The 12,746-nt window shown below is 39.1% G+C and carries 10 protein-coding genes and 2 pseudogenes; 11 read left to right on the forward strand and 1 reads right to left on the reverse strand.

What is annotated here, in order from left to right; genetic code table 11:
* Positions 1 to 71: 71 nt before the first annotated feature.
* Positions 72 to 1,202 (reverse strand): YihY family inner membrane protein, encoded by a 1,131-nt coding sequence (locus V757_RS21130; protein WP_023950849.1) that lies wholly within the window; start codon positions 1,200 to 1,202, stop codon positions 72 to 74.
* A gap of 114 nt (positions 1,203 to 1,316) precedes the next feature.
* Here V757_RS21130 and V757_RS0114030 point away from each other — a divergent pair, with 114 nt between their 5' ends.
* From V757_RS0114030 to V757_RS21180, 11 genes and pseudogenes are all read left to right on the forward strand, one after another.
* Positions 1,317 to 1,793 carry a DUF2069 domain-containing protein gene (locus V757_RS0114030; RefSeq protein ID WP_023950851.1) on the forward strand — a complete coding sequence of 159 codons (477 nt, stop codon included), beginning with the start codon at positions 1,317 to 1,319 and terminating at the stop codon, positions 1,791 to 1,793.
* A 45-nt stretch (positions 1,794 to 1,838) separates the two neighbouring features.
* Entirely contained in the window at positions 1,839 to 2,897 is a 1,059-nt protein-coding gene (gene aroC / locus V757_RS21135; protein ID WP_023950853.1) for a chorismate synthase, read from the forward strand.
* A gap of 195 nt (positions 2,898 to 3,092) precedes the next feature.
* Positions 3,093 to 4,493: a 3-isopropylmalate dehydratase large subunit gene (gene leuC, locus V757_RS21140; RefSeq protein ID WP_023950855.1), complete on the forward strand. Its 1,401-nt coding sequence runs from the start codon at positions 3,093 to 3,095 to the stop codon at positions 4,491 to 4,493.
* An 11-nt stretch (positions 4,494 to 4,504) separates the two neighbouring features.
* A complete protein-coding gene (leuD, locus tag V757_RS21145) occupies positions 4,505 to 5,152 on the forward strand; it encodes a 3-isopropylmalate dehydratase small subunit (RefSeq protein ID WP_023950857.1) in 648 nt (215 codons plus the stop codon).
* A 19-nt stretch (positions 5,153 to 5,171) separates the two neighbouring features.
* The gene (gene leuB / locus V757_RS21150) at positions 5,172 to 6,245 is read left to right on the forward strand and encodes a 3-isopropylmalate dehydrogenase (RefSeq protein ID WP_023950859.1); all 1,074 of its coding nucleotides are present in this window, start codon (positions 5,172 to 5,174) and stop codon (positions 6,243 to 6,245) included.
* Positions 6,246 to 6,315: 70 nt separating this feature from the next.
* A pseudogene (gene asd, locus V757_RS21155) lies at positions 6,316 to 7,447 on the forward strand (aspartate-semialdehyde dehydrogenase).
* A gap of 104 nt (positions 7,448 to 7,551) precedes the next feature.
* A complete protein-coding gene (gene truA / locus V757_RS21160; RefSeq protein ID WP_023950861.1) occupies positions 7,552 to 8,379 on the forward strand; it encodes a tRNA pseudouridine(38-40) synthase TruA in 828 nt (275 codons plus the stop codon).
* A 132-nt stretch (positions 8,380 to 8,511) separates the two neighbouring features.
* Positions 8,512 to 9,615: a TRAP transporter substrate-binding protein gene (locus tag V757_RS21165; protein ID WP_023950863.1), complete on the forward strand. Its 1,104-nt coding sequence runs from the start codon at positions 8,512 to 8,514 to the stop codon at positions 9,613 to 9,615.
* Positions 9,616 to 9,712: 97 nt separating this feature from the next.
* Positions 9,713 to 10,292: pseudogene (locus V757_RS21170) on the forward strand (TRAP transporter small permease subunit).
* Positions 10,293 to 10,302: 10 nt separating this feature from the next.
* Positions 10,303 to 11,961, forward strand: a complete 1,659-nt coding sequence (locus V757_RS21175; protein WP_023950866.1) for a TRAP transporter large permease — start codon at positions 10,303 to 10,305, stop codon at positions 11,959 to 11,961.
* A gap of 68 nt (positions 11,962 to 12,029) precedes the next feature.
* A complete protein-coding gene (locus V757_RS21180) occupies positions 12,030 to 12,659 on the forward strand; it encodes a phosphoribosylanthranilate isomerase (RefSeq protein ID WP_023950868.1) in 630 nt (209 codons plus the stop codon).
* Positions 12,660 to 12,746: the final 87 nt, after the last annotated feature.

A 12,746-nucleotide genomic window follows, 5' to 3' on the forward strand; every position in this document is an offset into this window, starting at 1 on the left:
TTCAGTCAATTTCTGGATTGAGTAAAATAAATCAATCTTGTAGAAGAAATGATAATAAGTCTTTTCTAAGACTATCTTGCTAATACCCATCGCTCTGAGCGTTGACCTTGAGTATTAACAATATACCCTAGACTATTAAGCTCTTCGAGAATGTGCAAAGTATGTGTTGCGTTACCATGCATTGTCTTGACTAAGTATTGCGTACTTTTTCCTGGTGGATTTTTATTTTGACTTTCTGCTAATGTTCGTAAAATACGAACAGCCTGAATAAAATTAGCACCTGCTTTATTTTTGGTTTCGATATGACCGAAACGGATTTGAGGGACAATAGACGCAATAATAGCGCCAAATAGGACGATAAGCCAAGAAATGTAAATCCACATCAAAAATAATGGGATACTGGCAAATGCACCATAAATCACAGTATAAGAAGGGAATTTAGCAATATAGTAAGCAAATCCCATTTTTAATAATTCAAAAAGTACAGCAGCAATAATGCCACCAATCATAGCATCACGTAGATAAACGGTACGGTTAGGAACGACGTAGTATAGTAAGCTAAAGCTGACAAACGATAAAAGCATAGGGAAGAGCGTCGCAAATAGGTTTTGAATAAAGCTGAGGTCAACACCAATTCCTAATTGTGCTCTAGTAATAAATGAGCTAGCCCAAATACTGGCAGCTAGCATAAATGGTCCGATTGAAAGAATAGCCCAATAAATCAGTACACGGGTAGAAAGTGGGCGCTGTTTTTTTACACGCCAAATCCTATTGAGCACTTCATCAATCGTTTTCATCAAAAGAATTGAGGTAATTAGCAGGCCAATTGCACCCACTGCCGTCATATTTCTAGCCTTTTCCACAAAGGTATTAAGATACTGCATAATATTGTGAGACATGGCTTCTGGCATTAAACTAGTTGTCAAGAAATGATCAAGTTCAACTTGTAATTCCTTAAAAATAGGGAAGGCAGTAAATAGCGACAGAATAACGGCTAGCAAAGGTACAATGGCTAAAACAGTTGTGAAGGTTAAACTACTAGCCACTTGCGTTAGATTGTCACTTGTTAGACGATGAAAAGCAGTAACAACAGCCTGTTTTAAAAACGGCTTAGTATTTTGTTCTACTTGCTGTTCTTCTGATTGTTCTTCTGTTTTTTGAATTTCATCAAAACGTTTACTGTCGTTCTCTTTGTCTTGCATTATTGATTAGGGTATTTGTTAATCAGCTAAGTATAACAAGATTAAGAGCGTTTCCATAAAAAAATACGTATAATAATTTCAAAACAGCATCTATCTCTTTTTTCTTTATTTTATATGACAGCTCATCCAACACAGGCAACAACACAAACAAGGTCTCAGGCAATAGAGGGGACGGTAGCACTCAATCCTGTATTACATTACGGTGCTTTTATAGCGTTGTTAGCGTTATTTATTTTGTGTATTGTCTGGGAACTTTGGCTAGATCCTATTGTCCCTGGGGGGAGTATATATTTTTTAAAAGCACTCCCTTTGATGTTTCCTTTGTATGGTGTATATAAAGGGAATCTTTATACTATGCAGTGGTCTTCAATGCTGGTATTACTCTATATTTTAGAAGGGACTACGCGGTGGTATTCGGATGTATCGCCACTTTCGCAAAAACTGGGGATGATTGAGTTTTTCTTGGCATTTATCGTCTTTTGTTTTGCCATTTTTTATGTTAGACCAGCTAAGAAAATAGCCAAGCAAAGAAAACGCTTACAAGAGCAAGCAGAGCAGTCACAACAAACTTCAAGCAAGAATAACGTATAAATTTACAGTTTTATTTACAATCTATTGGATATTGATAGGGAACATATGACGGGAAGTATTTTAGGTAAACTCTTTACGGTAACTAATTTTGGTGAGTCTCATGGCATCGCTATTGGCTGTGTGGTTGATGGTTGCCCGGCAGGGTTGAGTCTATCGGAAGAGGATATACAAAAAGAGTTAGATCGTCGTAAACCAGGTACTTCACGCCATGTTACACAGAGACGAGAGCCGGATTTAGTTAAAATTTTATCGGGTGTTTATCAAGGTAAAACAACAGGGACGCCTATTGCATTGCTAATTGAAAATCAAGATCAACGAAGTAAAGATTATACTAATATCAGTGAGTCTTTCCGACCAGGACATGCTGATTATACTTATTGGAATAAATTTGGCATTCGCGACCCTCGTGGCGGAGGGCGCTCATCCGCACGTTTGACAGCTCCTACTGTAGCAGCGGGTGCAATTGCCAAAAAGTGGTTAAAAGAGCGCTATGGAATTGAAGTTATGGGCTATATGAGCCAACTAGGTCCTATTAAAATTCCGTTTGTCAGTTGGTCAGAAGTAGCTAATAACCCATTTTTTGCTCCAAATGCAGAAATTATCCCAGAATTAGAAAACTATATGGATATATTGCGTAAAGAGGGGGATTCGATTGGTGCACGAATCGAAGTTGTAGCCAAAAATATTCCGGTTGGTTTAGGTGAGCCAATATACCATCGATTAGACGCGCAGATTGCTTATGTGATGATGGGATTGAATGCTGTAAAAGGTATCTCTATTGGGGCGGGTTTTGATTGCATAGATCAGAAAGGATCTGTTCATGGTGATGAAATTACGCCACAAGGTTTTTTAAGTAATCATGCAGGCGGAATTTTAGGGGGGATTTCGAGTGGGCAAGATATTACGGTATCTCTAGCCATTAAACCAACCTCTAGTATTCGTATCGAACGACAATCTATCAATACCAATAATGAGCCTGTAATCGTTCAAACATTAGGGCGTCATGACCCTTGTGTAGGTATCCGTGCAACACCTATCGCTGAAGCATTATTAGCACTAGTTTTAATCGATAATCTTTTAATGCACAGGGCATATCGTCAATAAGCTTATTGCTAAGGTTATAAAAATTTATAGAGGGACAAGTAAGCTACGACACATGCAGTGATTTGCTTAGGTAGTGGCTTATGGTTGATATTATAGTAGTATTAGTACTAGTATATTTAATTGTCTTGTTAAGTTTTCTTAGACTGGCATAATCATTACAGTCACATACTGTATTTTTTAATATGTAGGTTTTAAATGGCTAAAACACTTTACGATAAATTATGGGATGCTCATGTGGTGAGCCAAGAAGAGGATGGGACCTGTCTTATCTATATCGATCGTCAATTATTGCATGAAGTTACCAGTCCACAAGCATTTGAAGGATTGACAATGGCTAATCGCCAACCTTGGCGACTTAGTGCCAATCTAGCAGTAGCCGATCATAACGTTCCAACGAGTAATCGTAAAGAGGGGATCACAGACCCAATCTCTAAATTGCAGGTTGATACGCTTGATCAAAATTGTGCAACATATGGTATTACTGAATTTCGTATGGATGATATAAGACAAGGTATTGTCCATGTTGTTGGGCCAGAGCAAGGTGCTACTTTACCAGGAATGACAGTTGTTTGCGGTGATTCTCATACGAGTACACATGGTGCAATGGGTGCTTTGGCTTTTGGTATTGGTACCTCAGAAGTAGAGCACGTTCTTGCTACACAAACGCTGCTAATGAAAAAAAATAAAAATATGCTCATAAAAGTAGAGGGTACATTACCAATTGGTTGTACTGCAAAAGACGTGGTATTGCATATTATCGGTGTAATTGGTACGGCGGGTGGTACTGGCCATGCCATTGAATTTGCGGGTAGTACTATTCGTGATTTATCAATGGAGGGGCGACTAACTGTTTGTAATATGGCAATTGAAGCTGGAGCTCGTTCAGGACTAGTTGCTGTAGATGATAAAACGATTGAGTATTTCAAAAATAAACCTTATTCACCAAAAGGTGAGTTATGGGATCAAGCCGTAGAATATTGGAAAACATTGCACTCAGATAAGGATGCTCATTTTGATGCAGTGATTGAAATTAATGCGGAAGATATCCGTCCACAAGTAACGTGGGGAACATCACCTGAAATGGTATTGAGTATTGAGGATAAAGTACCTAATCCTGCGTCAGAGAATGATCCTGTGAAGCGTAGTGGTATGGAGCGTGCCTTAGAATATATGGGGTTAACGGTAGATACGCCTATCTCAGAGATTAAAATTGATCGAGTATTTATCGGTTCATGTACAAATTCTCGTATTGAGGATTTACGAGCAGCAGCTGCTGTTATCAAAGGTCGTAAAGTGGCTGCCAATGTTAAACAAGCGATGGTTGTACCTGGTTCTGGCTTAGTTAAGTTACAAGCAGAGGAAGAAGGACTAGATAAAATCTTTAAAGATGCAGGATTTGAGTGGAGAGAGCCAGGCTGTTCTATGTGTTTAGCGATGAATGCGGATAGACTTGAACCAGGTGAGCGTTGTGCTTCTACCTCTAATCGTAATTTTGAGGGGCGCCAAGGACAAGGAGGGCGTACACATTTAGTCAGCCCAGCTATGGCAGCATCAGCAGCTATCGCTGGTCATTTTGTTGATGTACGTTCATTCTAGGGAGAGTTTTTATGCAAGCATTTACTATACACAAAGGGTTAGTTGCTCCATTAGATCGTGAAAATGTAGATACAGACCTTATTATTCCAAAGCAATTTTTGAAGTCAATTAAACGTACAGGCTTTGGACCTAATTTATTTGACGAGTTACGCTATTTGGATCATGGCGAGCCTGGAATGGATAACACAAAACGTCCATTAAATCCTGATTTTGTCTTAAATAAGCCACGTTACCATGGTGCATCAATTTTATTGGCTAGAAAGAATTTTGGCTGTGGCTCTAGTCGAGAACATGCTCCATGGGCACTAGAACAATATGGTTTTAGAGTGATTATTGCCCCATCTTTTGCCGATATTTTCTTTAATAATAGCTTCAAAAATGGCTTGTTACCTATTCGTTTAGATGAAAATACGGTAGCTAATTTATTTGATGAAGTGAATATGACAGAAGGTTATCAATTGACCGTTAATCTAGAAAAACAAGTGATTGAAACGCCTAGTGGACGTCAAATTTCTTTTGATGTTGAGCCTTTCCGTCGCTACTGTTTATTAAATGGATTCGATGATATCGGCCTAACACTTCGACAATCGGATAAAATAAAAGTATTCGAGAAAAAACGTTTGCAAGCCATGCCATGGCTAGTAGGGCAAGCAATGTGATGAAACAATAGGATAGAGTATGTCAAATTTAGTAGCAGTATTACCAGGTGATGGTATTGGTGAAGAAATCGTAGAACAAGCTGTACGTGTCTTAGCTGCACTTAAGCTTGATTTAGAGCTTGAAAAAGCGGATGTGGGCGGGCGAGCATATGATCTTTATGGACACCCATTACCAAAACATACTCTAGATTTGGCTAAAAAATCCCAAGCTGTATTGTTTGGGGCGGTAGGTGATTGGAAATACGATACATTGCCAAGAGAATTCCGTCCCGAGCAAGCTATTCTAGGTCTACGTAAAAACTTAGGCTTATTTGCGAACTTAAGACCAGCTGTGCTGTACCCTCAATTAGCGGATGTATCTACCTTGAAGCCTGAGGTGGTATCTGGTCTAAATATTTTAATCGTACGTGAACTGACAGGGGATATTTACTTTGGTACACCTCGTGGTATACGTATTGCTACAGATGGCTTATTTGTAGGTGATAAAGAGGGCTATGATACGATGCGCTACGCTGAAAGTGAGGTGCGTCGTATTGCCCATATCGCTTTCCAAGCCGCACAAAAACGCCAGAAAAAATTATGTTCTGTAGACAAGGCAAATGTACTAGAAACATCACAATTTTGGCGTGACATCATGATTGATGTGAGTAAGGAATACCCAGATGTAGCCTTAACACATATGTATATTGATAATGCTGCTATGCAATTGGTTAGAGCGCCTAAAGAGTTTGATGTCGTCGTGACTGGCAATTTATTTGGTGATATTTTGTCTGATGAAGCATCGATGCTAACAGGATCTATCGGTATGTTACCTTCAGCCTCACTCAATGCGACAAACCAAGGATTGTATGAACCAAGTCATGGCTCTGCACCAGATATTGCTGGTAAAAATCTAGCTAACCCTTTAGCGACGATTCTTTCTGCGGCAATGATGCTACGTTATTCATTTGGTAATGAAATAGCGGCACAGCAAATTGAAGCTGCTGTTGGTAAAGTACTAGAGCAAGGCTATCGCACGGTAGATATTTATAAAGAAGGTACTATAAAAGTAGGCACATCACAGATGGGTGACGCCGTAATTGCCGCTTTATAGAGAGCGCTAGTATTGCAGTAAGTTATAAATTCTCTTTGTTAGACAACATTCATTATTTGGAAAATTCAAAATGACACAATCAGTTGGTATTATCGGTTGGCGCGGAATGGTTGGTTCTGTGCTTATGCAAAGAATGCGTGATGAGGGTGATTTTTCTCTCATTAATCCGGTATTTTTTTCTACAAGTAGCGCAGGTGCTAAAGCTCCTTCATGGGCTGATGGAGCTGGTAATTTACAAGATGCTTATGATATTGACGCATTAAAAAAATTACCCATCATTTTAACGGCTCAAGGTGGTGATTATACGACTGAAGTGTATCCAAAACTACGTGAGGCTGGATGGGATGGTCTTTGGATTGATGCGGCAAGTACGCTACGTATGAAAGATGATGCCATTATTGTTCTTGATCCTGTTAATCGTCATGTAATTGATGCGGGTATTAAGAAAGGAATTAAAAACTTTATTGGTGGTAATTGTACTGTTAGTTGTATGTTAATGGGCTTGGCAGGTTTGTTCCGTGAAGATGCCGTTGAATGGATGACCTCAATGACTTACCAAGCGGCTTCTGGTGGTGGTGCTAAGCATATGCGTGAGTTATTAACGCAATTTGGTATCCTGAATCAGTCAGTTGCATCATTGCTAGACGATCCTGCATCAGCTATTTTGGAAATTGATCGCCAAGTATTAGCTAAACAGAAAGATGCAGATTTACCTCGAGATAACTTCGGTGTTCCTCTAGCAGGAAATTTAATTCCGTGGATTGATAAAGATTTAGGCAATGGTCAATCCCGTGAAGAATGGAAAGCTCAAGCTGAGACTAATAAAATTTTAGGACGTGGTCGAAGGTTTTGATTTACCACTAATTCCAATAGATGGCTTATGTGTACGTATCGGTGCTATGCGCTCACACAGCCAAGCATTAACATTGAAATTAAAACGTGATATTCCACTTGATGAAATTGAGGATATGATTAAATCAGGCACAGAATGGGCACGTTTTATCCCTAATACCCGTGAAAATTCTATGAATGAATTAAGTCCTGTGGCTATTTCTGGTACGTTAACAATTCCAGTAGGTCGTGTACGTAAAATGAATATGGGACCAGAGTATGTTAGTGCCTTTACAGTAGGTGACCAGTTACTATGGGGAGCTGCTGAACCATTACGCCGTATGTTACGTATTGCTATTGGTGAATTGTAATTTATCCTAAGATATTAATATGGCAGGTTATTAGTATTTAACTTGCTTTATGGGCACTTGCGCAGGTGAGTGCCCTATATTTAATGCTAACAAGATAATCTATTATGCAAGAAAATATCCCTCTGCTAAAGCGTATGTCGTTGGGTATTGCCTATGACGGTCAAGCATTTAATGGCTGGCAGACACAACCCAATGGTAATACTGTGCAAGATTATCTTGAACGTGCACTAACGCAATTTACGGATTCACCCGTTGCTACTATTTGTGCAGGCAGGACCGATACAGGCGTACATGGTATAGGACAGGTTGTTCATTTTGACACTTATGCTAATCGCCGACTATATTCTTGGGTGAGGGGGGTTAATGCTTTATTACCTCCTACTATTCGTGTTCGTTGGGCTCAAGAAGTATCAGATGATTTTCATGCGAGATTCAGCGCGATAGCTCGAACCTATGTATATATTTTACGTAATGAAACTCACCTTGCGCCAAGTTGGGTCGGTAGAGCAGGATTAGACTTTAATTCCTTAAATATTGAGGCAATGCGGCAAGCTGGGCAGTATTTAGTAGGGCAGCATGATTTTTCCTCTTTTCGATCGTCAATTTGTCAGGCCAAAAGTCCTGTGCGTACCTTAGAGCTGTTAGATATTCAGCAGCAAGGGGTTTTTATTATTTTCACCCTCAAAGCCAATGCTTTTTTACACCATATGGTCAGAAATATCATTGGTGCTTTAGTCTATGTGGGAAAAGGGCGTTATCAGCCTGAATGGATACAAGACTTATTGGCACAAAAAGATAGGAAGTTTTCTGCGCCAACATTTATGCCGGATGGTTTATATTTGGTCGATGTGGAGTATCCAGAAAATTTTCATTTGCCGGCTAGTGCATTTGATCTTAAGCAGCCATTACAAAGTCTGATTCAAGCTTTGTAAGAGAAAAACACGCAAAAATAAGACTTGCTAAATCTATTAGTGATATTTTTAGGGTTTCCGATAATATTGCGAGGCAATAGATTTTTTATACAATACTCCTTACGTTTTGTAATACGTGACAGGAGTCTCAAGATGCAACGTCGTTCATTTCTTAAGAAAGCTTCCTTAGGTATCGCCGCTACAGGTGGTGCTTCTTTAGCTGCCCCAGTTTTTGCACAAGATACACCAACACTAAATTGGCGTTTAGCATCTAGTTTCCCTACTAGTGCTGATGCTATTTATAATGGTGGCGCAAATTTCGCTAAATTTTTATCTGAGGCAACAGGTGGTAAATTTAATGTTCGAGTGCATCACGCCGGAGAAATTGTTCCCGCTTTACAAGTATTAGATGCGGTGCAAAATGGTACAGTAGAGTGTGGGCACTCAGCGTCTTACTACTATTATGGTAAGGATCCTGTTATTTGTTTTGACTCAGCCGTACCGTTTGGTATGAATACACGCCAAATGATGGCATGGATGCACGAGGGTGATGGTATGGCATTGACTCGTGAGATTTATGATAAATACAATATTGTCAATTTCCCATGTGGTTACACCGGCACTCAAATGGGTGGTTGGTTCCGCAAAGAAATCAATACAGCTGATGATCTAAAAGGTCTAAAATTCCGTTGTAGTGCTTTTGCTGGTGCTGTGTTATCACGTTTAGGTGTAGTGCCTCAACAAGTGGCTGGTGGTGATATTTATCCTTCACTAGAAAAAGGTACTATTGATGCGGCAGAGTGGATTGGTCCTTATGATGATGAAAAATTAGGTTTCCACAAAGTAGCTCCTAACTATTATTTCCCTGGATGGTGGGAAGGTGCTTTACAAGTGTCTTTATACATTAATAAGGACTCTTATAACGCTTTACCCAAAACTTACCAACATGCTATCAATCAAGCATCTAATATGGCAGCTACGCAAATGTTAGCTACTTATGATCACCGTAATCCTCAAGCTTTACGTCGCTTGATTTCTGAAGGTGCTCAACTAAAACGTTTCTCAAAAGAAATTTTAGATGTGTGCTATGCAGAAAGTCAAAAGCTTTATGCTGAATTATCAGCTAAAGATGCGTTGTTCAAGAAAGTTTATGATAATTACACCGCTTTCCGTGAAGAAGTAACACCATGGTTTGGTGTAGGGGAATTTAACTTTGATTCATACATGATTAATCAGGTTCGCCAAAAGAAAAGCTAAGTCCGTTATAATGTGGTGGATTTTAACCGTGTATTTACCAATTCATTCAAAGAATGGCATACGCGGTTATGTTTTTTAAATTAAATTTGAGAATCTTATGAAATTTTTGCTTTCTATTTCCAAAGCAATTGATGCGATTATGTCTCTAGTAGGGAGATCTGTAACATGGGTTACCTTGATTGTCGTATTAATCAGTGCAGGGAATGCTATTGTACGAAAAACTTTTCATGTAAGTTCTAACGCATGGCTTGAAATTCAATGGTATTTGTTTGGGGTTATTTTTCTATTGGCAGCAGGCTATACTTTCCTAAAAAATGAACATGTCCGAGTGGATATCATTAATCAGCGTTTATCACCTCGCACACAAGTGATAATTGATTTAATCGGGGTAATCTTTTTCATGTTACCTGCATGTTTATTGATTGTTTATTTATCTTATTCCATTTTTTGAATTATCTTTTGTAACGGGTGAGGAGTCCTCTAACTCAGGTGGTCTTATTCGCTGGCCAGTAAAATTACTAATTCCTGTAGGATTCACTTTATTGTCACTCGCTGGTATTTCACATGCGATTAAATGCATCGCTTTTCTAACAGATAAAGGACCAAACCCATTAAAACATGACGGTCCTACTGCCGAAGAGTTGTTAGCTCAAGATATCGCGGCTCTTAAGAATTAAGGTGACATAAATGGATTTTATTATTGCTAATATGCCGCCGATTATGTTTTTAACATTAATCTGCTTTTTGTTATTGGGCTTTCCAGTGGCATTTTCTCTAGCGGCTAATGGTATTTTATATACTTTACTAGGAATTTACTTTGATGAATTCTCTTTTGCTTTTTTACAAGCACTGCCAGAGCGTGTATTTGGTATTGTTCAAAACGATTCTTTGCTTGCTGTACCTTTCTTTACCTTGATGGGGTTGATTCTTGAACGATCTGGAATGGCCGAAGACTTGCTAGAGACTATTGGGCAGTTGTTTGGCCCTGTTCGTGGTGGTTTAGCCTATGCGGTTATTTTTGTAGGAGCGATGTTAGCAGCGACGACTGGGGTGGTATCCGCCTCGGTTATTTCAATGGGGTTAATTTCGTTGCCGATTATGCTACGTTATGGCTATGATTGCAAACTGGCTACTGGCGTTATTGCTGCATCAGGTACATTATCGCAAATTATTCCGCCATCGCTAGTGCTAATTATTTTGGCAGACCAATTAGGACGTTCAATTGGTGATATGTACCGTGGCGCAATATTACCCGGACTTATTTTGACTGGGGTATATGTGCTCTACGTGTTGACCATGACTATTATCAAGCCTAACTCAGCACCGTCAATCCCAGAGAAGGATAGAGTGTATCGCCAACCTAATGGATCTTCTGGACTTATTTCTTTACTTGTTCTAACGATTGCGGCTAGTGTTGGGGCTTATTTTGTGTCATCTCAAGTACTAACAGAAAAAGCACCGGTTGATGAGAGAGTAGTGGTTAATCTCTTATTGTGGGGGTTATTTGCTTTTATTGTTGCCGTGCTAAATAAGCTGTTGCGCCTTAATCTATTATCTAAAATTGCTGAGCGTGTTGTATTCGTGATGATACCTCCGCTATTCCTGATTTTCTTGGTGTTAGGTACGATCTTTATCGGTGTGGCAACGCCAACAGAAGGTGGTGCGATGGGTGCAGTTGGTGCTATTTTATTAGCTTTATTAAGAGGTCGCCTATCATTAGATCTATTAAAACAAGCAATGGAAACGACGACAAAATTAACGAGTTTTGTTATTTTCATTCTTGTAGGCTCAACCATCTTTACGCTAACCTTTACTGGCTTTGGTGGTCAGCATTGGGTAGAGGGTCTATTCTCATCACTACCAGGCGGGCAAACAGGCTTCTTGATTGTAGTAAGTATTGCTACATTCTTCTTAGCCTTCTTTTTAGACTTCTTTGAATTAGCCTTTATCATTGTTCCTTTATTGGGGCCAGTAGCTGATAAGATGGGCATTGATTTAATCTGGTTCGGTGTGTTGTTAGCTGTTAATATGCAAACATCCTTTATGCACCCACCATTTGGTTTTGCCTTATTTTATTTACGCTCAGTAGCACCTAAAGAGGACTATAAAGATAAAATTACCGGTGAAATTATCCCTCGTGTTAGTACAGGAGATATTTACCGTGGCTCTATCCCATTTATCGTTATCCAGTTGTTAATGGTAATTCTAGTTATGGTTTTCCCTGGCGTAGTGACGCACTACAAAGATCAGGGTTCGGGTGTTGATCCTAAATCGGTTATTATTGATACGGGCGAATCATCTTATGGAGATGACCCTTATTCAGAAAGTAACTCAACTTTCCAATAACGGCATCACTTAACAAATACAATAGGGGAGGAGTGTTATTACTCTTCCCCTATTGTTTTAGAGGTCATATGAGAACAAGAGTAAAAATTTGTGGTTTACGTCAACCAGAAGAAATACTAATGGCAGCAGAATTAGGTGTAGATGCCATTGGATTTGTTATTTACCCTAAAAGTAAGCGCTATGTCTCCTTGGCACAAGCGATTGAGTTAAAAAAACATATCCCAGCATTTATGAATTTGATTGTACTCATGGTTAATCCAAGTGCACATGAGGTTGAAGAGGTGATTAATCATTTACAACCAGATGCGATTCAGTTTCATGGTGATGAGACAGCTGAGTTTTGTCAGCAATTCGATTTTCCATATTGGCGTGCTGTTAGAGTTGGCTCTCCAGAGTTAGATACCACAGAAAAGCTTTTTACCTACCTAAAACAATTTACTTCTGCTCAAGCTTTTTTATTTGATACGTATACACCCCACTATGGTGGTTCAGGAGTGGGTTTTGATTTATCTATTCTTGAGCCCTTAAAAGAATATCTTTCACCATACAAAATGGTTATTGCTGGTGGAATTAAAAAAGATAACGTTGATCTATATAAGGGTAATTATTATGCCATTGATTTAAGTAGTGGGGTTGAGCAAAGTCCTGGCGTGAAATCATTGGCAATGATGCGTGAGTTTATGGAAAAAATGTATTAAGTTAGGGTGAAAATAATGACAGAATTGCTAAATGTCATCATTATGTCATTAGTAACATTTATGCTATTTCAACCCTTTAAATGTTTT

Source organism: Pelistega indica, assembly GCF_000506865.1.
Classification (GTDB): Bacteria; Pseudomonadota; Gammaproteobacteria; order Burkholderiales; family Burkholderiaceae_B; genus Taylorella; species Taylorella indica.